At 59.9% G+C, this 20,687-nt stretch carries 19 protein-coding genes; 13 read left to right on the forward strand and 6 right to left on the reverse strand.

Annotated elements, in window-relative coordinates; translation table 11 throughout:
• Positions 1 to 3 precede the first annotated feature (3 nt).
• Together aroQ and acs are read right to left on the reverse strand one after the other, a co-directional pair.
• Entirely contained in the window at positions 4 to 456 is a 453-nt protein-coding gene (aroQ, locus tag AB4Y71_RS02895; RefSeq protein ID WP_441687269.1) for a type II 3-dehydroquinate dehydratase, read from the reverse strand.
• Positions 457 to 588: 132 nt separating this feature from the next.
• On the reverse strand, positions 589 to 2,586 hold the full coding sequence (gene acs / locus AB4Y71_RS02900; RefSeq protein ID WP_441687287.1) for an acetate--CoA ligase: 1,998 nt from the start codon (positions 2,584 to 2,586) through the stop codon (positions 589 to 591).
• Between the two features lie 184 nt (positions 2,587 to 2,770).
• Between acs and nth the strand changes: the two genes are divergently transcribed.
• Together nth and AB4Y71_RS02910 are read left to right on the forward strand one after the other, a co-directional pair.
• A complete protein-coding gene (gene nth / locus AB4Y71_RS02905; RefSeq protein WP_441717831.1) occupies positions 2,771 to 3,565 on the forward strand; it encodes an endonuclease III in 795 nt (264 codons plus the stop codon).
• Positions 3,562 to 4,239 carry an NUDIX hydrolase gene (locus AB4Y71_RS02910; RefSeq protein ID WP_441717834.1) on the forward strand — a complete coding sequence of 226 codons (678 nt, stop codon included), beginning with the start codon at positions 3,562 to 3,564 and terminating at the stop codon, positions 4,237 to 4,239. The genes nth and AB4Y71_RS02910 overlap by 4 nt, the downstream gene beginning before the upstream one ends.
• Positions 4,240 to 4,245: 6 nt before the next feature.
• Here the strand turns inward: AB4Y71_RS02910 and AB4Y71_RS02915 are convergent, their stop codons facing one another.
• Positions 4,246 to 5,895: a bifunctional 3'-5' exonuclease/DNA polymerase gene (locus AB4Y71_RS02915; protein WP_441717837.1), complete on the reverse strand. Its 1,650-nt coding sequence runs from the start codon at positions 5,893 to 5,895 to the stop codon at positions 4,246 to 4,248.
• Positions 5,896 to 5,982: 87 nt separating this feature from the next.
• Here AB4Y71_RS02915 and AB4Y71_RS02920 point away from each other — a divergent pair, with 87 nt between their 5' ends.
• The 7 genes from AB4Y71_RS02920 (at position 5,983) to AB4Y71_RS02950 (ending at position 10,595) form a co-directional block, all read left to right on the forward strand.
• On the forward strand, positions 5,983 to 7,104 hold the full coding sequence (locus AB4Y71_RS02920) for a hypothetical protein (RefSeq protein WP_441717840.1): 1,122 nt from the start codon (positions 5,983 to 5,985) through the stop codon (positions 7,102 to 7,104).
• On the forward strand, positions 7,104 to 8,345 hold the full coding sequence (locus AB4Y71_RS02925; protein WP_441717842.1) for a TadA family conjugal transfer-associated ATPase: 1,242 nt from the start codon (positions 7,104 to 7,106) through the stop codon (positions 8,343 to 8,345). The genes AB4Y71_RS02920 and AB4Y71_RS02925 overlap by 1 nt, the downstream gene beginning before the upstream one ends.
• A gap of 3 nt (positions 8,346 to 8,348) precedes the next feature.
• Positions 8,349 to 9,023 carry a type II secretion system F family protein gene (locus AB4Y71_RS02930; protein ID WP_441717845.1) on the forward strand — a complete coding sequence of 225 codons (675 nt, stop codon included), beginning with the start codon at positions 8,349 to 8,351 and terminating at the stop codon, positions 9,021 to 9,023.
• Positions 9,020 to 9,556, forward strand: a complete 537-nt coding sequence (locus AB4Y71_RS02935; protein ID WP_441717848.1) for a type II secretion system F family protein — start codon at positions 9,020 to 9,022, stop codon at positions 9,554 to 9,556. The genes AB4Y71_RS02930 and AB4Y71_RS02935 overlap by 4 nt, the downstream gene beginning before the upstream one ends.
• 125 nt (positions 9,557 to 9,681) lie before the next feature.
• A complete protein-coding gene (locus AB4Y71_RS02940) occupies positions 9,682 to 9,864 on the forward strand; it encodes a DUF4244 domain-containing protein (protein ID WP_013349822.1) in 183 nt (60 codons plus the stop codon).
• 3 nt (positions 9,865 to 9,867) lie between these two features.
• Positions 9,868 to 10,203 carry a TadE family type IV pilus minor pilin gene (locus AB4Y71_RS02945; RefSeq protein WP_013349821.1) on the forward strand — a complete coding sequence of 112 codons (336 nt, stop codon included), beginning with the start codon at positions 9,868 to 9,870 and terminating at the stop codon, positions 10,201 to 10,203.
• A complete protein-coding gene (locus AB4Y71_RS02950; RefSeq protein ID WP_441717850.1) occupies positions 10,200 to 10,595 on the forward strand; it encodes an Rv3654c family TadE-like protein in 396 nt (131 codons plus the stop codon). The genes AB4Y71_RS02945 and AB4Y71_RS02950 overlap by 4 nt, the downstream gene beginning before the upstream one ends.
• 15 nt (positions 10,596 to 10,610) lie before the next feature.
• Here AB4Y71_RS02950 and AB4Y71_RS02955 read toward each other — a convergent pair whose 3' ends face one another.
• Both AB4Y71_RS02955 and AB4Y71_RS02960 read right to left on the reverse strand, forming a co-directional pair.
• Entirely contained in the window at positions 10,611 to 12,941 is a 2,331-nt protein-coding gene (locus AB4Y71_RS02955; protein WP_441717853.1) for a DEAD/DEAH box helicase, read from the reverse strand.
• A 101-nt stretch (positions 12,942 to 13,042) separates the two neighbouring features.
• Positions 13,043 to 13,699 (reverse strand): GNAT family N-acetyltransferase, encoded by a 657-nt coding sequence (locus AB4Y71_RS02960; protein WP_134779653.1) that lies wholly within the window; start codon positions 13,697 to 13,699, stop codon positions 13,043 to 13,045.
• A 165-nt stretch (positions 13,700 to 13,864) separates the two neighbouring features.
• On the opposite strand from AB4Y71_RS02960, the gene trhO reads away from it, so the two are divergent.
• The gene (gene trhO / locus AB4Y71_RS02965; RefSeq protein ID WP_013349817.1) at positions 13,865 to 14,764 is read left to right on the forward strand and encodes an oxygen-dependent tRNA uridine(34) hydroxylase TrhO; all 900 of its coding nucleotides are present in this window, start codon (positions 13,865 to 13,867) and stop codon (positions 14,762 to 14,764) included.
• Positions 14,765 to 14,817: 53 nt separating this feature from the next.
• On the opposite strand, the gene AB4Y71_RS02970 is transcribed toward trhO, so the two are convergent.
• Positions 14,818 to 15,396, reverse strand: coding sequence for a GNAT family N-acetyltransferase (locus AB4Y71_RS02970; protein ID WP_441684619.1), 579 nt, complete (start codon positions 15,394 to 15,396; stop codon positions 14,818 to 14,820).
• Between the two features lie 72 nt (positions 15,397 to 15,468).
• Here AB4Y71_RS02970 and AB4Y71_RS02975 point away from each other — a divergent pair, with 72 nt between their 5' ends.
• The 3 genes from AB4Y71_RS02975 to topA all read left to right on the forward strand — a co-directional run bounded on the left by AB4Y71_RS02975 (position 15,469) and on the right by topA (position 20,671).
• Positions 15,469 to 17,058, forward strand: coding sequence for a DUF7059 domain-containing protein (locus AB4Y71_RS02975; protein WP_441717856.1), 1,590 nt, complete (start codon positions 15,469 to 15,471; stop codon positions 17,056 to 17,058).
• A gap of 23 nt (positions 17,059 to 17,081) precedes the next feature.
• Entirely contained in the window at positions 17,082 to 17,732 is a 651-nt protein-coding gene (locus AB4Y71_RS02980; RefSeq protein WP_441717858.1) for an ArsR/SmtB family transcription factor, read from the forward strand.
• Between the two features lie 149 nt (positions 17,733 to 17,881).
• Complete coding sequence (gene topA, locus AB4Y71_RS02985) at positions 17,882 to 20,671, forward strand: type I DNA topoisomerase (RefSeq protein ID WP_441717861.1); 2,790 nt, start codon at positions 17,882 to 17,884, stop codon at positions 20,669 to 20,671.
• Positions 20,672 to 20,687: the final 16 nt, after the last annotated feature.

Genomic DNA, 20,687 nt, shown 5'->3' on the forward strand with positions numbered 1-20,687 from the left:
GGACTACCGGCCCAGCAAATGGGCCAGCTGCTGGACTGCCAGCTTGTAGCCGTTTACGCCCGCACCGACAATAATCGAGCTGGCAACCGGTGAGATGAAGGAATGGTGGCGGAAGGCCTCGCGCTGGTGCACATTGGAAATGTGCACCTCGATGGTGGGCAGCTGAACCCCGCTGATCGCATCGGCCAGAGCCACCGAGGTGTGGGTGAAGGCCCCCGGGTTCATGACGATTCCAGCCGCGGTAGTGCGGGCCTCATGAATCGCATCAATCAGCACGCCCTCGTGGTTGGACTGCACGGCACGCAATTCAAAGCCCAGCGAAGCTGCGGTTTCGCGGCAGAGCTGTTCTACATCGGCCAGCGTGTCGTGGCCGTAGATCTCCGGCTCGCGGGTGCCCAGCAGATTCAGGTTGGGGCCATTGAGCAACAAGATGGTGTGCGATGCATTCTCAGTCATGGACTCAAATCTATTACACAACCAGCCCAATCCCGGTCAATTTCCCCGCGCCTGTAATACAACCAAGCCGCCGTCCTATCACTTGCAAAGTAGTGAAAGGACGGCGGCTTGCGGTGTCAGTGCGTATTGTGGCTACTTGCCCATGGACTGCGCGATCTGGCTCATCACCGTCGAGTCCGAGAGCGTGGTGGCATCGCCGACCTCGCGGCCTTCAGCCACATCCTTGAGTAGGCGGCGCATGATCTTGCCCGAACGGGTCTTAGGCAGCTCTGGGACCACCAGCACGTGCTTCGGCTTGGCGATAGGGCCAATATCCTTGCCTACGTGGTTGCGCAGGGTAGCCACAACGTCTTCGCCCTCGGCTGGCTCGGTCTGCAGGATCACGAACGCTACGACGGCTTCGCCGGTCGTGTCGTCCTTGGCACCAACCACTGCGGCTTCCGCCACGTACGGGTGGGCTACCAGCGAGGATTCGATTTCGGTGGTGGACAGGCGGTGCCCGGATACGTTCATCACGTCATCCACGCGGCCCAGCAGCCAGATGTCGCCGTCAGCATCCTTCTTGGCGCCGTCGCCAGCGAAGTACATGTTTTCGTAGCGGGACCAGTAAGTCTCCTTGTAGCGGTCCATGTCGCCCCAGATGCCACGCAGCATTGCTGGCCATGGCTCGCGGATGACCAGGAAGCCGCCTTGGCCGTTGGCCACGGACTCGCCGGCTTCATCCACCACGTCGATGGCGATGCCCGGAACTGCTACCTGGGCCGAACCCGGCTTGGTGGCGGTGACTCCTGGAAGCGGTGCGATCATGTGCGCGCCGGTTTCGGTCTGCCACCAGGTGTCCACGATCGGGGTCGGGTGTTCCTTGCGTTCGCCGTTCTTGCCGTTGTTGGTGCCGATGACATCGCGGTACCACATCCACGCTTCAGGGTTGATCGGTTCGCCTACCGAGCCGAGCACGCGCAGCGAGGAGAGGTCATAGCCATCCGGGATCTCCCGTCCCCACTTCATGAAGGTGCGGATCGCGGTGGGTGCGGTGTACAAGATGGTCACGCCGTACTTCTCCACCAGTTCCCACCAGCGGCCCTGGTGCGGGGTGTCCGGGGTGCCTTCATAGATCACCTGGGTAGCGCCGTTGATCAGCGGGGCGTAGGTGACATAGGAGTGGCCGGTGACCCAGCCGATGTCCGCGGTGCACCAGAAGACATCGGTTTCCGGGTGCAGGTCGAAGGTGTCGCGGTGGGTGACTGCGCCCTGGGTCAGGAAGCCGCCGGTGGTGTGCACGATGCCCTTTGGCTTGCCGGTGGTGCCCGAGGTGTAGAGCACGAACAACGGGTGCTCGGAGTCGTGGGCGACTGCGGTGTGCTCGGTGGAGGCCGCGCCCACCACGTCATCCCACCACTTATCGAGCGATCCGAATTCGGTTGGTTCGCCATTGCGCTTGACCACCAGCACGTTCTGCACGGTGTGTCCCGGTGCGGACAGGGCCTCGTCGACCGCTGGCTTCAGCGGCGATGGTTTGCCACGGCGCCAGGTGCCATCGGCGGTGACCACGAGCTTGGCATCCGCGTCATCGATGCGGCTGCGCAGTGCGTCGGCGGAGAAGCCGCCGAAGACTACCGAGTGGATGGCGCCGATGCGGGCGCAGGCCAGCATGGTAATGACCGCCTCGGGGATCATCGGCAGGTAGACAGCCACGCGGTCGCCCTTGGCTACGCCCAGGGACTCGAAAGCGTTGGCGGCCTTCTTGACCTCTTCGGTCAGCTGCGCATAGGTGTAGGTGCGGGTATCGCCCGGCTCGCCCTCGAAGTAGATGGCAACCCGGTCGCCCAGGCCATTTTCCACGTGGCGGTCCAGCGCGTTGTAAGCCGCGTTGAGCTTTCCGCCGACAAACCACTTGGCTACCGGTGCTTGCGACCAGTCCAAGGTTTCGGTGAAGTCGGTGTCCCAAGTCAGTACCTGGCGTGCTTGGTCCGCCCAGTAGCCCAAGCGATCGGCATTGGCCGCGTCGTAGCGAGCCTGGGTGGCGATGGCTTGGTCGCTGAAGTTCTTGCTTGGAGCAAATGAACGGGTTTCGGTCGACAGGTTGTCCAGGGTTTTCGAATCACTCACTGTGTTCGCGTCCTTCCGCATGACGGCAAATAGTTTCTCTGTGATCAAAGTTACATCCTGTGCCGGGTGCCAACGTGGTTTGTGTCACGATGAAAGGGGAAATGGGGCAAATTGTGCGCCAAGCGGTCAACGGGGTGCGATGAACTGCACGCGCGAATGGTGTCCATGGGTGAAAAGTTCGCGACCTCATGACACGATCTATTGCGTGGCGAAGAAATTGAAAAACGAAACTGAACTGGGACTGAAGCGCCGAGCACGCAAAATCAACCGGGAATTGGCCCAGACCTATCCCTACGCGGTGCCCGAACTGGACTTTGGGAATCCATTTGAACTGCTGGTGGCTACCGTGCTCTCTGCGCAGACTACCGATGTGCGGGTCAACGCCATCACCCCAGCGCTTTTCGCCCGCTTCCCTGATGCCCTGGCCATGAGCCAGGCTGAGCGCAGCGAACTAGAAGAGCTGATCCGCCCAACCGGTTTCTTCCGCGCCAAAACCGAGTCCCTGCTCGGGCTTTCCGCCGCCCTGGTTGACCGCTTCGACGGGCAGGTGCCCAACAAGCTCGAAGAGCTGGTGAAACTTCCCGGGGTAGGGCGCAAGACCGCCAATGTGGTTCTGGGCAATGCCTTTGGGGTTCCGGGGATCACCGTTGATACGCACTTCGGGCGTCTGGCCAATCGCTTCGGATGGACCGATGAAACCGATCCGGTCAAGGTCGAGCTCGCGGTGGGCGAACTTTTTGAAAAGCGCGACTGGACGATGCTCAGCCACCGGGTGGTATTCCATGGACGGCGCGTATGCCACTCGCGCAAACCAGCCTGCGGGGCCTGCGTGATTGCCAAGCTCTGCCCGTCTTACGGCATCGGCGAGGAAATACCAGCCAAGGCCAAAGCGTTGCTCAAGTATGAGCTCGCACCAGGGCGGGAGGAACTGCTGGCGAAAATGATCGCCGGTGCCACCCGCCGCGAGCTGCGAGCCGAAGGATATGGACTAGACGCATGAGCGCACGCTTGGAATTGGAAAAAGTCATTGCCCGCCATGAATCGCAGGTGGGGGCCAGCCAGAAGCTGCCCAATGAATGGGTTATGAGCCAGATGGAGCTCAGCGCCGCACGGCGTGCCGCGGTGCTGATCCTCTTCGGCGGTGCCGGGCAGAGAATGTTGCAACCGGACTCAGGGGTTGAAGACCTGGACCTGTTGTTCGTGGAACGCGCCGCCACGCTGCGCAAGCACGCCGGACAGGTTGCCTTCCCCGGCGGGGGAATCGACCAAGAAGATTCCAGCGTCGCGGATGCGGCCTTGCGCGAAGCGTGGGAGGAAACCGGGGTCCAGACCTCGGGTATCGAGGTCTTGGGCAACCTAGGCGAAACCGAATTGCCGGTCTCGAACTTCCTGGTCACCCCGGTGCTGGGCTGGTGGCACACCGAATCCGAAGTGTATCCGGCAGACCCTGCCGAAAGCGCCGGGGTGTTCCGCGCCCCGGTAGCCCACCTGCTGGACCCGAAAAATCGGCTGACCGCTGTGGTGCACCGGTCGAACCAGAAGTTCAAATCCCCTGCCTTTGAATTCGAAGACCGGATCATCTGGGGTTTCACCGCCATCGTGCTGGAGCGTTTGTTCAACGAGCTGGGTTGGACCCGGCCGTGGAGCAGCCGGCGCGAACTGCGCATGGCCTGATATCGCTTATTTGGCCTCTGCATAGTTGTCGCTAATGGCCACGCTGACCGGGAAGCGCGGAGAATCCTGTCCAAAGAGGGTGCGCCCGGCGAGCATGGCCGCGTGCCGGATCACTTCCTGCAACTGCGGGGCAAGTTCGGTAGGGCATTCGAAAACAATCTCGTCATGGACAAAGAACACCTGCTTGCAGATGCGGCTCCACCCGGCTTGGTGGATCAGATGCCGCGCGTGGCCCATCCATACCAGCGCCCACTCTGCTGCAGTCGCTTGAACTACGAAGTTCCTGGTGAACCGGCCACGGGCCCTGGCCGCACTGTCAGCAGCACGCTGCGAGGCTTCATCGCTGGTAGCTTTCTGCCCCGCCAGCCACTGCTCATCGGCTGGCGGGCAGCCGCGGCCCAGGAAGCTGCGCACGCCCCCGCCCTGTTGTCCGGTAGCAGCGGCCTGCTCCACGAAACGCATTGCGGTGGGAAAACTGCGGGTGAGCGCCGCGCCTACGGCGCCACTGGCACCGCCCCCGCCGCCATAAATCACCGATAGCATCCCCAGCTTTGCATCATTACGGGTCGCTACGAGCTTGGCATCCAGCAGCCACTGGTACAGGTCATCTTGCTGGCCCGCCTTTTGCAGCTGCTGGTCATTGGAGATGGCGGCCAGGATACGCGGTTCAAGCTGCCGTCCATCGGCCACCACGAAAGTGGAACCTTCGCGGGTACGCACAACTTGGCGGATGGAATGGGGCAGTTGCAACGCCCCGCCACCGGAAGCGGCCCAACGTCCCGAAGTAACAGTTCCCAGAACATAATGCGGATGGAACCGCCCATTTTTCACCCACTGGTCCAGCCACGCATCACCGTGGGTGCTGGCCAGACGCGAAAGCTTCTTATATTCGAGAACCTCAGCAATCAATGGGTGGTTGAGCTGTTCCAATTCCCACGCACGCACCGAGCTGACGGCGAAACCAGCTTTATGCAGGGCGCGCAGCAGCTCTTGCGGAGAATCCGGGTTGAGTCCCGGAGTGCCTAATGCCGTTGCCAGTTGCTGGGCTTTGGCCGCCAGCGTGGGTGGCCGCCCGTAATCGGAGACGCGGGGGCCCAATTGTTCGCGCAGCAAGGCCCGATGCCCGGCCTCATCCCAAGACAGGCCGGCCGCTTCCATCTCGCAAGCGATCAAGGCACCCACCGACTCAGCATGGATCAGCAGCTCAAGACGCTGGCCGGGGCCGGGATCCTGCGGCAAGGCCTCACGCTGGGACAAGTACACGGCGATGATCTCGGAAAGCGATTCGCCGGAACTCGGGGCTGCGAAGAGCGCATCTTGATTAGCCGGTTCAAAGGATTGAACTGGGCGTTCAAGGTCGAAATCCTCAAGCTCCTTGGAAGCCAATGGGCTGCGATGCAAGATGCGTTGGGCTAGGCAGAGAATATGGGCCTTGGCCAGATGCACTCCAGCGGCTATGAGCGGGCGCATCCACGGGTCGGTACGGAGCATCACCCAGCGCGGGCTGTGCTGTGTTTCCAAGCCGGCAACAACGCTGGGGAAAGCCTCGGCATCCACCGGGGTGACCGGCTGCAATAAGCTGCCTGACTGCTGGTCCCGAAGATCAATCAGGGCGTAGCCATCGGGATCGGCAGCGAGGAAAGCGATGGCACTCATGGGTCTATTGTGCCGTGCCAAGTGCTGATATCCCCAGTTGGTCCGCCAGCTGCCCGCAATTACCCGGACACGGGCCACGCTCGTTACATGAAATGGCTATCAGAATCTCCCGTTGCCCAACGGCCCTGCAGCACACAACGTTTTGTGCTCACCGAGCTGGAATACGGGCAAGCAGCGCAAAATAGGTCCGGCCGGCTGGCTGCCGGAGACCGGCCGGAGCAAAATGAGCCACGCTGCACCATCGTGAGCAACGATCCGCAGATTATTGAGCGGTGCGCAGCGATCGCGGTGGGCGCGGCCGTACGGATCAAGCACTGCGCCGATGTGCAGCAGGTACTGGCAGATGGTTCGGGACCGGTGCTGTGGGGCAGCGATATGGCTGCACTTGCCGAACATGCCAGCGTTGCTGCCGATGTGCTGGTCGGCCTGGAACAGGATGCAGCCAGCTTGTGGTCCTTAGCCAGCAGGATCCCCAAGGCTCGGGTTGCGCTATTGCCCGCTGCGAGCCAGTGGCTCGGAGAATATCTGGGTTTGTGGGCCATGAGGGCCGGGCACGGGCATACATTGGCTCTGAATGCCTCCGCTGGCGGGCTTGGCAACACCACGCTGGCGGCACTGCTGGCCCATGCCGGAACGCTCAGTGGATTGCGCAGCATCATGATTGATTTGGATCAGCATTCCCAAGGTGCGTGGCCGCTGATTTGCGCTACACCGCCCACCGGCGTCGGTTGGGAAGAACTGCAGCAATCCGGCGGCACACTTGCTGCCCACCAGCTTGCCGAGACGTTGCCGCAGCTACGCGAGACTTCGATCTTGACCTGGTCGCAAGCAACAGGAGCACATAAGCTGGAGGACCAGCTGGTGATCCGTTTGCTGGCAGCGGTCCGCCAAGGCTTTGACCTGGTCGTGCTGGATACCGGACGGGCTCCGCATCCGCAACGCCAGGCACTGAGCCAGTTCATCGACCGAAATGTCGCCACAGCCAGTTCGCTGACCATCCCGTCCAGCGGAGAAGTAGTGCTGTGCGGAGAGCAGAAACTGCGAAACGCTCCGGCAGGCTTCCCAGAAATTCTCGGAGTCTTCCCGGAGCATGCCCGGATCATTAAGTGCGCAGAACGCGGCGTGCTCTTCGACAGCTTCAAATCACGGGCCTTGCGCCAGCATCTTTCCAACCTCTGCCTGATACCGCAAGTGCAGGAGCAGCGCTGATGAATCCGGGCCGGCATAGCCACAACACCAATCCAAGCCCCGATGGGCCGATGCTGGATGCAAAGATTCTTGAATCCGTGCGCGAACGCGCCTTGCTCACCGGAGGCCAGCTCGATGCGATCGCATTGGCAGGCGCGGTGCACGACTCCGGTGCGGCATTGGGATCCCAGGGTGCGGCCCAATCCTTGGAGTCGTTGCAACATGAAGTGGCAGGACTATCCATCCTAGAACCCTTTGCGCAGCGCCCGGAGGTGACAGATGTCCTGGTGGACGGGCAAGGATTGGTCTGGACAGATTCTCCGGCAGGGCTGGAACCGACCGATTTCCGGTTTTCTTCGGCCGAACAGGTCCGGGCGCTCGCCGTGCACTTGGCGACCCTGGCCGGCAGGCGGTTGGATTCAGCGAGTCCATTCATGGATATGAGTTTGAAGAATTATCGGGTCCACGCCGTACTGCCGCCCATTGCCACTGCAGGGCCGTTGATCTCCATCCGCGTCAAGCGAAGCTCACAGCTTGAATTGGGCACCGTGTTGGAGAACTCCCGGCCGTTCTGGCTGCCCTTGCTTCGGGCCATCGTGCAACGGCGGATGAACTTCCTCGTTACTGGTGGAACCGGCAGCGGAAAGACCACCGTCTTGCAAGCCATGCTGGCCGAAGCAGACCCGCAACACCGTTTGGTTATCGTCGAGGATTCGCAAGAATTGCAAGTACCGCACCCGCATGTCGTGTCTATGCAAACCCGTACAGCCAACGTCGAATCAGCTGGCCGGATAGATCTCAAGGACTTGGTGGTCCAGGCCCTGCGCATGCGTCCGGACCGCTTGGTTGTTGGCGAGTGCCGCGGCGAAGAAATACGTGACTTCCTGGCAGCTATGAACACAGGCCACCAAGGCGCCGCAGGCACTATGCACGCCAACAGCCCCGAATCCGTTCCTGCCCGTTTGGCAGCGCTGGGCGCATTAGCAGGGTGGAGCGTGCAGGCAACCTCATTGCAGGCAGCCAGCGCACTGGATCTGGTCATTCACATGAGCAGGTCAGAGCACGGGCAGTGCGGACCGGTGTCGCTTGGCTACCTGAGCACCAGCGGCGATGGACAGATGAGCATGCGAAGCCTGATTGATCTGCAAGCCCCAGAACCATTAACCAAGACCGGCCAACGCATTTTGGAACGCCGATTCGGCTCGGAGCTGACCGGCGCTATTGCGCGGGACGTGGCTGCCGGAAACTCACCGGAGCAATGAATCATGCTGATCCTCATTTGCGCTGCCTTCGCGTTATGGCTCTGGATCCCGCCACATGCTGCCGCCGCGAACCCTGGAGCGCTGCGCAGAATCTGGACCCATGGGGCAACAAAACGAAAAGACGGGCACTCGGTGTTGAATGCCGATGCCCGCGTGATCCGAGAGCTCTCAGCATTGCTGCGAAGCGGCCTGAGTTTCTACCCTGCTATCGACGCGTTGCTTGATGCCGAGGAAGAGCACGGAAAAATCGTCGGGGCACTCAAAGAGCTCCAGGCAACCCATCGGCTGAATAACAGCGCGCCTCGTGGCGATGCGCTGGATGGGAACCAAAGCCCTGCGGTGCAACGGCTGCACTGGTGCTTGGAACTATCCGCGCGCTCCGGAGCCAGTCTTGCCGACGTGTTGGAACGGCTGGCTGAGGACCTGGAAAATGCCCTCGTGGCGCAGCAAGCATTCGACGCGGCGATGGCCGGGCCCAAAGCTACGACCAAGTTGCTGACGTGGCTGCCGTTGGTTGGTTTTGGATTCGGGATGTTGCTGGGCATTGACGTCTTGGGAACCATCGCCAGCTCCTGGGCAGCTCAACTGAGCGTGCTCATCGGGGCAGTGCTGTGGATCGCCAATCGAATCTGGTGCCAGCGGCTGATGCTCACAACCTCAAGTCAGGCATTCTCATGATCATTCTGATTCTCCTATGCGGTGCACTGGCCATAGCGCTGGCAATGGACCCAGCCAACTGGAAAAACCAGGCAGCCAGAGCACGGCACCGGGTCATCGGCACAGGACAAGCGCAGGAAAAACCCATCGAACTGATCCTTGATCTCAGCGCGAGTTTGCTGGATTCAGGAATGCCCATTACCCAGATCCTCGATTTGCTGGGCAACAGCATTGAACAGTGCGCGGTACTGCGCAGCGTCGCCCGATGCTTGGAGATGAACATGGCATGGGACAAAGCTTGGGAAGCTGTTCCTAGGTGGCTGATGCCGTTGCGCAAAGCACTGCACTTTGCTCACGCGACCGGCGCGCCCGCAGCAAGCCTGCTGCGCAATACCGCGATAGTGCAACGGCGGGAACATACGCAGAAAGTCGCGCGCCTCGGAGCCCAATTCGGCACTCGGCTGGTCTTGCCTCTGGGTGCCTGTGCGTTGCCGGCCTTCATCGCTTTGGGCGTGGTGCCGCTGATCATCGCACTTTTCCCCAGCTTTCAGTAGGTAACGGCAATGGTTATACCCAGCTCGCAAGTATCCGGCGCTTACTCGTGCTGCATCCACCGAAGGTAGAAGGACAACATCCCTGGCATCGAGGTTGGGGATGGCATTTTGGAAAGGAACACACAATGAATCGAAGGCTCCAGGAAATCATGGATCAGCTTCAAGACGAGCAAGGGTCCACCACTGCCGAATTCGCTATGGTCACCCTGGCTGCCGTGGCTTTCGCTGGCTTGCTGATCAGCATCTTGTCCAGTGGCGATGTCCGTGGCATGCTGATGGGTTTGATCACCAAAGCCCTGTCGCTGTAGGCCATGAGCTTCAACGACGAAAGGGGCAGCAGCACCGCAGAATTTGCGGTGCTGCTGCCCGCGGTTGCCGTCATGTTGTCTTTGGTTCTGGGCTTCGGTGTCCTTGGAATCCAGCAGATCCAAGTTCAGCAAGCCGCCGGGGCCATGGCCAGGGAATTGGCCCGCGGTGAAGATAGTGCGACGGCTCGGGCCAGTGGAGTGAAGCTGGCCGGAAACGAAGCCCGCTTCTGGCAATCAACTGCATCGGGCTACGCGCAGGTGCACGTGAGCAAGTCGGTACGCCTGCCGATAGTTGGAAGTATCCAAGTCCACGGACAAGCCAGCGTGGCAGTTGAATGAAAAAGCTACGAAGCCTGAAATCCGAACAAGGCAGCGGAACGGTCATGGCAACGGCACTGGTGATCGCAGCCTTGCTCATTATCAGTGCGGTCTTGGCCTGGGTCGGCGCAACCCGGGCCGCGATGCAGGCAGCCAGTGCTGCTGACTTGTCGGCCTTGGCTGCCGCAGATACGGCCCGCGGCCTGCGTCCAGGTGATCCGTGCAGCGTGGCAGCGTTGATAGCAGAATCAAACGGTGCGCAACTCTCGGCGTGCACGGTGGAAGCCGATGGGCAATCGGTGCGCATAGCCACGAGTGTCCCAGTGGGAGTTCGGGCGATGGGAATCGAACTCTATCTGGCACAAGCCCAAGCCAGGGCAGGCGCACCACCTTTGGGCGCACCGGCTCCCTGAACCTGCCCGCTGCCTTTAGCGGTGGTGGGCCGGTTCCACGTCGACGAGTACCGCGGTCAACAACAAGATTGCGCCGGCCTTATCCAGCGGATTGTTCCGGTTGCCGCATTTGGGGGACTGCACACAGCTAGGGCAACCATGCTGGCACTCGCACGCCTGGATAGCATCGCGGGTAGCGCGAACCCAATCGACGAAGCGCTCGAACCCGCGTTCTGCAAATCCGGCACCGCCAGGTTGCGCGTCATAGACAAAAATCGTCGGATGCCCGGTATCCATATGCAGGGCCGTGGACACCCCTCCGATATCCCAACGGTCGCTGGTGGCAACCAAGGGAAGCAGGCCAATCATGGCGTGCTCGGCCGCATGCAGCGCTCCGGGGAACTGGTCGATCTGCAAACCAGCACGCAGCAGGCGCTCTTCGGTCATCGTGAACCAGACCGACTTGGTGTTCAGATCCCTCGCTTCCAAATCCAGCGGATCTTCGGAAAGCACTTCGTTGGATGCAACAGATTTCCGTTGGAACGAGACGACCTGGGTCGTCACTGTGACTTCACCAAAATGGATCGTCAGCTCCCGGTGCTTACTGCTGCGTTCCTCGGAATCAATGGCTACCGTGGTTAGGTCGCGAGCGGTGGTGTAGTAGTCGGGATTCACCCGGGTCACAACCACCACATGGTTCTGCTCGTCGAGTTCCTCCACATGGTAGCTGGCCCCTTGATGCACGTAGATCGCTCCGGGGTGCGCCTGATAATGGGTCTGGGGCGAGTCCATGGTGCCTAGCAAAGCACCGGTTTCCGCATCGATGATGTCCACCGGCCCACCGCCATCGGCACGGATAGAGAACATCGAAGCGGCGTGTTGCGGGTGCGTCCAGAACCATCCGGTCGGGCGCCGGCGCAAGTAGCCGCGCTGAACCAGCGAATCCAGCAGCTCCTCAGTCTGCGGTCCGAAAAGTCCTAGTTCGTCGGGGCGTAAGGGGGACTCTTGCGCAGCGGCGCAGAGGTGACCGCTGAGCACGTATTTGTTCTGCGGATCAAAGACCGTCGCTTCAACTCCCAGCTCAAAGATCGCCTCGGGATGATGGGCTAGATAGGTGTCCAAGGGATCTTCTGCCGCTACAAAAATTGCCAATGCATCCTGTCCCGAACGACCGGCGCGGCCGATCTGCTGGAAGAATGATGCGCGGGTGCCGGGCCAGCCGGCAACCACAACTGCATCGAGTCCAGCGATATCTATGCCCAGCTCCAATGCGGAGGTCGACGTGACACCCAGCAGCTCGCCGCTGCGTAACTGCCTTTCCACTTCGCGGCGCTCCGTGGGCAGGTATCCAGAGCGATAGGCGGCAAGCCGAACGGATAATTCAGGAGCAAATTTCTCCAGATGCTTGCGGGTCAAGGTCGCAATGGTTTCGGCCCCACGACGGGATTTGATGAAAACAATGCTCCGAACATGATCAGCCATCAGATCGGTGAGGATCGAGGCGCTCTCAGCGATGGCCGTCCGACGGATCGGTGCACCATTTTCACCGCGGTGATCACTCAACGGCGGTTCCCACAAAGCCATGACCAGCTCACCGCTGGCGGAGAAGTCATGGGTCACCGCCTGAGCAGGTGCTCCGATCAGACGGCCGAAGGATTCTTCAGGATCCGAGCTGGTCGCCGAAGCACCGATGAAGATGGGGTTGCTTGAGTAGTGCGCGCAGATGCGCCGCAGCCGGCGGATCAGGTTGGCTACGTGGGCGCCGAAAACTCCGCGGTAGGAATGGGCTTCATCAATCACCACGTAACGCAGGCGTTTGAAGAACTTGGACCAGGCAGGGTGGTTCGGCAGGATGCCGCGGTGCAGCATATCAGGGTTTGTGAAGATGAAGTTTCCGTGCTGGCGCACCCACGCTCGGGTGGCTTGGTCGGTGTCGCCATCGTAGGCGGCAGCTCTGACTCCGGGAACTTCAAGGGCTTGGACCGCTGAAAGCTGGTCTGCTGCCAGTGCTTTGGTAGGGCAGATGTAAAGGATAGAGGCGCCGGCATCGGCATCGTTGAAGCCGCTATCCTTGGCTCGATACAACAGGTCCAGGCTGGGCATGAGGTAAGCCATGGATTTTCCCGAGGCGGTACCGGTGGAAACAATCGTGTGGTGGCCCTCATGGATGAGGTCTGCTGCTTGGGTCTGATGCAGCCAGGGCTGTTGAATTCCAAGGCCTTGGAAAATCCCAATAAGTTCGGTGTTCAACCATGCTGGCCACGGGCTGGTGATCTCGTCCTTGGCAGCGCGTGTGCGACGGTGCACCACCGCATCGGGGTCATTGCTCCGGTCATAGGGATCTAAGAGAGAACGCACTGACTTCACGAGGACGCCTTTCCGGACCATGAATTGCTGAAGTTAAAGACTATCGCCGTGCCTGACGCAGAAGCGTCAAGCACGGCGATAAGAGTAATCTTTGGAAGGGTTTAGGCCTTGAACATGACAACCTTGCCCAGCGAGGTCCAACCCAGGGATTCGTAAAGCTGCTGGCCATCTACCGAAGCGATCAGCAGGCCCTCATCAACGTCGTGCTCCTGTGCCAGCGAAGCCAATGCCCGCATGATCAAGGTGCCTAGGCCCTTGCGGCGGAAGTCGGCTCCGGTGATGATGCGGTCGAAGATTGCGTATCCATCTACTGCCGAAACGTGGCCAGACGCGGCAACAACTTCCTGGTTGTCTTCAGGGTGCAGCGAAACGTAGGCGTGAGTGCCATCGCGTTCAATCTGGAAGACGAAACCGTCAGCGGGCAGCGGGACTTCGACATCGTGAACAGCCAATTCGGTGACCATCAAAGCTTCATCGTCGGCAGTGACCTGCAGGCCAACTTCCACAGCGTTGGCAACCAGGCTCTCAGCGGAATCGTCGAAGGCCGTCAGACGACGGTTTGGGTGCTTGACCAAGGTCTCAGCTACTGCTGCGAGCTCTTCCTTGGACGGACCGTAAATGACGTATTCCCAGTCTTCAGTGGTGTCGTGGCGCAGCGCAGCGTGGACTCGTCCTTCGTTGCGGGTTTCGTAACCACGAGCTCCGGCCCAGCCTGCTACCCAGGTGCCGATCAGTTCATCGCTTGCGTTTGATGCCATAATTTGACCCTACCTTGTCTTTCCTAGGAATTAGCTGACATTGAACTAATCGTTGTCTAGTTGAAACTTTTGCACCGGCCGAGAGACCGATAATTTCGGGAAAGATCAATGTGACATTGCTCTTTTCCTCGGCGTTTCGCAGCTAAAAGCTACTAACATTGTAGGGTGGCCATTCATCGCATTGTTCTGTATTACGCTTTTACTCCGCTCCCAGACCCGGAGGCAATCCGCCTTTGGCAGCGCTCGCTGCTTGAACGCTGGGGCTTGCGCGGACGCATCATAATTTCTAAAGACGGCATCAACGGCACCGTTGGTGGCGAGCTGTCAGCAGTCAAGGCTTATGTAAAAGCCACTCGCGAACTGCCTGCCTTCAAGAAGATGGATATTAAGTGGTCTGAAGGCTCTGCCGAAGACTTCCCGCGCATTTCTGTGAAGGTCCGCGACGAAATCGTCACCTTCGGTGCGCCGGGTGAACTTGAAGTGGACGAGAACGGTGTCGTCGGCGGCGGCACCCACTTGCGCCCCGAAGAGCTGCACGAGCTGGTTGATACCAAGGAGAAGTCCGGCGAGAAGGTCCACTTCTTCGACGGCCGCAACGCCTTCGAAGCACAGATCGGCAAGTTCAAAGACGCGATTGTCCCGGATGTGGATACCACCCGCGACTTCGTAGCCGAGCTGGACTCGGGCAAGTACGACCACCTGAAGGACCAGCCGGTAGTTACCTACTGCACCGGCGGCATCCGCTGTGAAGTTCTCTCCGCCCTGATGGTCAAGCGAGGCTTCCAAGAGGTCTACCAGATGCAGGGCGGCATCGTGCGCTACGGCGAGAAGTACGGTGACGAAGGGTTGTGGGAAGGCTCGCTTTACGTCTTCGACAAGCGCATGCATACCGAGTTCTCCGAAGACGCAGTCACGATTGGCGAATGCGTGGGCTGCCAGGGCCCGACCAACAAATTCGAGAATTGCTCAAATCCAGAATGCCGAAACCTGCGCCTGTTCTGTGAAGACTGCGCCACGGATGAAACCTTGCGACGCTGCCCTGAGTGCAGCACCGTGGATGCCTAATTCAGATTTGAAATAGCTATAGCCCAGACTTTGAACGAGTCTGGGCTATACCTTTATCCGGCCGCGGCCGGCCACAATCCGATCGAGGCGTCTTTGACCTCGGTCTGCTCGAGCTCGGAACGGTAAATTTTCAAACCTCGCGCCTCATAGTTCGGCAACGCCGCCGGTCCATCCAGTGAGCAGGTATGCAGCCACACCCGGTTGACCTTGGGCAACTGCTGCCAGCGGGAATCGATGCTCCAAGCTTGCTGCAGTGCTTCGGTGAGCAGCACGCCGCCCAGCCCTCGTCCGGTAGCCTCTGGGAAGAGGCCGAAATAGAAGATTTCTACTTCGCTTCCGTTCTCGGTCACTTCGGTCACCAACTCCACATATCCTTGGGGAGCGCCGTGCTGGTAGAGCACCCACGTTTCGGAACCGGCACGTCGCAGGACGTCGTTCCATTGCTCCCGGGTCAAACCCAAACGGTCAGCCCAGTTCAACTCGCTGCCCACGCTCTGATAAAGGAAGCGTGAATACTCCGGAGTGATCTGTTGAACCAGTTCAATCCGGGCGTCCTCGGGAAGGGACTTGGCCGAAGCAATGACTTCAGAAGAATTGAGCTGTTGGAGATAGGTCACAGTTACTTGGGGCATGCCCACATCATAAGTCCAGTACGTTACCCGTCCTAGCTGTGCCCGGTTGCGTTACTCGGTAGACTTGAAATTGTGAACTCTGCTGAATTTTCTTCCATTGATGACGCTCCACAGAGCTGCAATCAACTGCTTATCGACTCGCTGGCCAAAGACCTGACCGATGTCGGGTACAACTATGAAAATGTTGCGGTGCTGCTGGGTGAGGAAGCTGCAGCAGCGTTTGCCCGCGACCAGCTGCATCCTGCGCTGCGCAATCTCGATCGAAACAAGCCCGATACGGCTCTTGCCTGCGTGGTGCGCCTCTTCCAACTGGGACAGACCCAAGAGGACACGGCGATCAATACCGCTTTCCCATCGCTGAAAACCGAGGGCTTGCTCAAGCTGGGCCTGATTGAATCCTGGGCTTCGGGCTACCGGGCCAAGATTGCCTTGGCGCTGCACTCTTCTGATACTGACGGTGAATTGTGGGTGGCTCACGACCTGGGCGCCCACCAGCGTCCGGGCGTGCTGCGCACCGACCACGTTCTGGGCATCGGGCAGGCTTCGCTGACCTTGGCGCAAATAACGATCCGCGAGAAAGTCGAGCGCGCACTGGATTTGGGCACCGGCTGCGGCATCCAGCTCTTCCACCTGCTGGCACACGCGCAGCACGTGACTGCCACTGACGTGTCAGCACGCGCCTTGGGCTTCACCCGTTTCAACCTGCTGCTCAATGCCCGGACCTTGAATTTGGATCCGAAGAATCTCGAATCGCGGGTCACCTTGCTGCAGGGCAGCTTGTTTGAACCGGTGGCCGGCTCCACCTTCAACCTGATCGCTAGCAATCCACCATTTGTGATCACCCCGCGCAGCAGCCACGAACGTGCCAAGGATCGGTTCACCTACCGTGATGGAGGAATGGCTGGAGACACCTTGGTCAGCACCCTGATCGAGCAGGCGCCTGTTTTCTTGGCTCCGGGCGGTTCGATGCAAATGCTTTCGAATTGGGAGATTCCTCGCCTAGATGACGAATCTAATCAGCCGTGGGATGAGCGAGTTCGCCAATGGTTCGGCGACAAGCTGGATGTGTGGGTCATCGAGCGCGAGCAAACCAGCCCGAGCGGCTATGCCGAAACTTGGTTGCGTGACTCGTCCCAGACCGAAGACAGTACCTCGTACATCTCGGCATACAACGCCTACCTCGATGACTTTGAATCGCGGGGGATCGGGGCTATTGGATTTGGCCTGGTGTACTTCCGACGCCCGGAAGCAGGCCAGCCAGTACTCCAGCGCTATGAGCAGATCACGCACCAGGTGGAGCAACCACTGGCCCCAACCCTGCAACGCGATATTGCAATGGCCGACCAGCTGGCCTCAGCCGGTGAAGAGTTCAAGGAGTGGCACCTGCTCGTAGCCGAGGACGTCACCGAAGAACGACACCAGCGTCCCGGGGCTGAACACCCTGGGGTCATCCTGCTGCGCCAAGGAGCAGGCCTGCGCCGAACCGAACTGCTTGATACTGCACAGGCTGGATTTGTGTCGGCTTGCGATGGGGATTTGTCCGTATCGCAGCTGGTTAACGCGCTTGAATCGCTGATCGGCGAAGGCCAGGAAGACTTCGCGGACCAGTTATATGAAGCTATTAAACGCCTCATGCGTCACGGCCTGCTTCAAAAAATGTGAAACAAGCGCTAAAGTTTTTCCCTATGACACGGAACACTATTGAGGAACAAGGTGGGGAGCCTTCGCCCGGCGAAGCAGATATCCCACAAGTTGTCTCGATCACTGACCCTCAGGCGATTCGAGCGTTGGCGCATGACGCTCGATTGATCGTCCTGGATGAGCTCTTTGCTTCACAGACCACCCGCACCGCTACAGAACTTGCCTCGTTGTGCGCGCTAACACCGAGCGCCATGAGCTATCACCTGCGGGCTCTGGAGAAGTACGGGTATGTGATCCGTGCAGCTAGTGAGGGCGACGCGCGCGAACGCCGCTGGCGTGCGGCCGGTGAACGCCTTGAGCTGAACACGCAGATCGATTCGGCGAATGCCAAGACTGCGTACCTGAACGTGCAATTGAACGCATTCCGCACCCGCCTGAACGCTGAAGTGCAGCGTCGCGAGTCGGAGGCGAAGGCTGGAATCGCTCCAGACCCGGATCGTCCGCCGATGCTGACTAGTGGTTTGGTCTTCCTTTCCGAGGCCAAGCAACTGGAATTCAACCGGAGAATGCACGAGCTTGTCTGGGAATATGAAGCACAGGCAACGGCCGAGGAACGCAGTATTGACTCGCGTCGTATGTTCTACTTAATCTCGTTGCTTCCCGAATACCAGAAAACGGGGGAGGCAACATCATAAAGATGCTTTGCTCAAAGCGCACAAATCCTTCGGTGTAAGATCATCGAGAAATGTGGCTATAGAGTAGGCACAAAGAACGAAGCTGCGATGACGGAACAAGTATGGGCCTGAAAATGGTTTGGAAAGTCCGTGTTGTCTAAAGGAGTGCTGTGCCCCCCAAGGCCAAGGAAAAGACTGGTAAGAAACTCGTAATCGTGGAGTCTCCTGCCAAGGTGAAGTCGATCGCCAAATATTTGGGCGAAGGCTTTGACGTGGATGCCTCGGTGGGCCATATCCGCGACCTTCCGCAGCCCTCAGAATTGCCAACCGAGTTGAAAAAGACCTCGGTAGGCAAGTTCGCTGTCGATCTGGACAATGACTTTGAGCCTTACTACATGGTCTACCCGGACAAGAAGAAGCGCGTTTCCGAACTGAAGGCGAAGCTCAAAGAAGCTGACGAACTTTATCTCGCAACAGATGCGGACCGCGAAGGCGAAGCCATCGCGTGGCACCTCTTGCAGGTCCTGAAGCCAAAGGTTCCGGTACGCCGTCTGGCCTTTACCGAAATCACCAAGGAAGGCATCGCCCGCGCACTGGAGAACATGCGCGAGCTGGATACCGACCTTGTCGATGCCCAGGAAACCCGCCGTGTCCTGGACCGCCTCTACGGCTATGAGATTTCCCCTGTGCTCTGGCGCAAGGTGGCCCGCGGCCTGTCCGCTGGCCGCGTGCAGTCCGTGGCCACCCGTCTGGTCGTTGAACGTGAGCGCGAACGCATGGCCTTCATCCCAGCCGGATACTGGGATGTGAAGGGCAACTTCGCCACCGGCGAAGGCGAAGGATTCGCAGCAAAGCTTTCGGCAGTGGACGGCGCCCGTGTCGCCTCCGGCCGTGACTTCGATGACCGCGGTCAGCTGAAGACTACCCGCAGCAAGCTGGCTCACCTGGACCAGGATTCGGCCCAGTCGCTGGTTGCCAACCTGTCGGACACCGATTTCGCGGTGACCTCTGTCGAGGACAAGCCCTACACCCGTCGCCCAGCAGCCCCGTTCACCACCTCCACGCTGCAGCAGGAAGCCTCGCGCAAGCTGCGCTGGAGCTCCAAGATCACCATGCAGATCGCCCAGCGCCTGTATGAAAACGGCTACATCACCTACATGCGTACCGACTCGGTATTCCTCTCGGGTGAAGCAGTGAACGCTGCCCGCAAGCAGGCCACCGAGCTCTACGGCGCTGATTCGGTTCCAGCCAAGCCACGCGTTTACAAGGCGAAGAACGACGCGGCACAGGAAGCCCACGAAGCGATCCGCCCAGCCGGTGACATGTTCCGCCGTCCCAAGGATGTGCGCTCCTCGCTGTCCAAGGACGAATACGCACTGTACGAGCTGATCTGGAAGCGCACCGTCGCCTCGCAGATGGCCGATGCCAAGGGCTTCACCGCTACGATCAAGCTGCAGGGCACTGCCAGCGATAATCGTGTTGCAGAGTTCTCCGCATCCGGTACCGTGATCACCTTCCGCGGCTTCCTCTCCGCCTACGAAGAGGGCAAGGACGAGCAGGCTCTGGAAGCTGCTGCAGAGAACGCTGAAGCGCGCCTGCCACAGCTGCGTGTCGGCCAGCACCTGGCCGGCGACGAGCTGATCGCGCTGGGCCACGAAACCACCCCTCCAGCCCGCTACACCGAAGCCTCGATTGTCGCCGAGCTGGAAAAGCGCGAGATCGGCCGTCCGTCGACCTACGCGCCAACCATCTCAACGATCATGGACCGCGGCTACGTCACCAAGCGCGGCGGCGCACTGGTGCCAAGCTGGATTGCTTTCTCGGTAATCCGTCTGCTCGAAGAGCACTTTGCCAAGTACGTCGACTACGACTTCACCGCCCGCCTGGAAGACGACCTGGATGAAATTGCCAAGGGCCAGCGCGCCCGCACCGACTGGCTGAACCTTTTCTACTTCGGCAAGGGCGCAGAGGCCCAGGGCGAAGGCCTGAAGCATGTGGTCGATAACCTGGGCGACATCGACGCCCGGGCGATCAACTCCATCAAGATCACCGATGACATCACCTTGCGTGTAGGCAAGTTCGGTCCGTACCTGGAACGCGCCATCCCGGAAGGCGCCGAGGAAGGCACCGACCCGCAGCGCGCCAACGTGCCTGAGGATTTGGCGCCGGATGAACTGACCGCTGAAAAGGCCGAGGATCTCTTTGCTAACTCGCAGGTCTCCGAAATGGACTTGGGCACCGACCCGGAAACTGGTCGGAAGATCGTGGCCAAGGATGGCCGTTACGGCGCCTATGTCACCGAGATCATCCCTGAGCCAACCGCTGAAGAACTCGCCGCACAGCCGGTCGAGTACTACAAGAACGGCAAGCCGAAGCCACCAAAGAAGCCAACCAAGGTCAAGCCGCGCACTGCATCGCTGTTCAAGTCGATGACCGTGGAATCGGTGACCTTGGAAGAGGCGCTGAAGCTGATGAGCTTGCCGCGTGTGCTGGGCGCTGACGCCGAGGGCGAAGAGATCACTGTGCAGAACGGCCGTTTCGGTCCGTACCTGAAGAAGGGCAGCGATTCGCGCTCCATCGAGAGCGAAGAGCAGATCTTCACTATCACCTTGGATGAAGCGCTGGCCATTTACGCCCAGCCTAAGCAGCGTGGCCGTCGTGCCGCGGTGCCGCCATTGGCTGAGTTCGGGGTTGACCCGACCAGTGAGAAGAACATTGTGGTCAAGGACGGTCGTTTCGGTCCGTACATCACCGACGGCATCACCAACATCACTGTTCCACGCACCACGTCCTTGGAAGAACTGACTCGTGAGCAGGCTATCGAGCTGCTGGCTGACAAGCGCGCCCGCGGACCGGTGAAGCGCACGGCCAAGAAGGCTCCGGCTAAGAAGCCAGCTGCAATGAAAGCCCCAGCGAAGAAGACTACGGCCAAGAAGACCACCGCAAAAAAGACTGACTAGTCTTTCTTGCCAGGCC

Source organism: Glutamicibacter sp. MCAF14, from assembly GCF_052114325.1.
Taxonomy (GTDB): Bacteria; Actinomycetota; Actinomycetes; order Actinomycetales; family Micrococcaceae; genus Glutamicibacter; species Glutamicibacter arilaitensis.

What these genes read in the sequence shown, in the direction of transcription:
- aroQ (WP_441687269.1), bottom strand. Translation starts at nt 456, where the DNA reads ATGACTGAGAATGCATCGCACACCATCTTGTTGCTCAATGGCCCCAAC.
- acs (WP_441687287.1), bottom strand. Translation starts at nt 2,586, where the DNA reads ATGCGGAAGGACGCGAACACAGTGAGTGATTCGAAAACCCTGGACAAC.
- AB4Y71_RS02910 (WP_441717834.1), top strand. Translation starts at nt 3,562, where the DNA reads ATGAGCGCACGCTTGGAATTGGAAAAAGTCATTGCCCGCCATGAATCG.
- AB4Y71_RS02915 (WP_441717837.1), bottom strand. Translation starts at nt 5,895, where the DNA reads ATGAGTGCCATCGCTTTCCTCGCTGCCGATCCCGATGGCTACGCCCTG.
- AB4Y71_RS02920 (WP_441717840.1), top strand. Translation starts at nt 5,983, where the DNA reads ATGAAATGGCTATCAGAATCTCCCGTTGCCCAACGGCCCTGCAGCACA.
- AB4Y71_RS02925 (WP_441717842.1), top strand. Translation starts at nt 7,104, where the DNA reads ATGAATCCGGGCCGGCATAGCCACAACACCAATCCAAGCCCCGATGGG.
- AB4Y71_RS02930 (WP_441717845.1), top strand. Translation starts at nt 8,349, where the DNA reads ATGCTGATCCTCATTTGCGCTGCCTTCGCGTTATGGCTCTGGATCCCG.
- AB4Y71_RS02935 (WP_441717848.1), top strand. Translation starts at nt 9,020, where the DNA reads ATGATCATTCTGATTCTCCTATGCGGTGCACTGGCCATAGCGCTGGCA.
- AB4Y71_RS02940 (WP_013349822.1), top strand. Translation starts at nt 9,682, where the DNA reads ATGAATCGAAGGCTCCAGGAAATCATGGATCAGCTTCAAGACGAGCAA.
- AB4Y71_RS02945 (WP_013349821.1), top strand. Translation starts at nt 9,868, where the DNA reads ATGAGCTTCAACGACGAAAGGGGCAGCAGCACCGCAGAATTTGCGGTG.
- AB4Y71_RS02950 (WP_441717850.1), top strand. Translation starts at nt 10,200, where the DNA reads ATGAAAAAGCTACGAAGCCTGAAATCCGAACAAGGCAGCGGAACGGTC.
- AB4Y71_RS02960 (WP_134779653.1), bottom strand. Translation starts at nt 13,699, where the DNA reads ATGGCATCAAACGCAAGCGATGAACTGATCGGCACCTGGGTAGCAGGC.
- AB4Y71_RS02970 (WP_441684619.1), bottom strand. Translation starts at nt 15,396, where the DNA reads ATGCCCCAAGTAACTGTGACCTATCTCCAACAGCTCAATTCTTCTGAA.
- AB4Y71_RS02980 (WP_441717858.1), top strand. Translation starts at nt 17,082, where the DNA reads ATGACACGGAACACTATTGAGGAACAAGGTGGGGAGCCTTCGCCCGGC.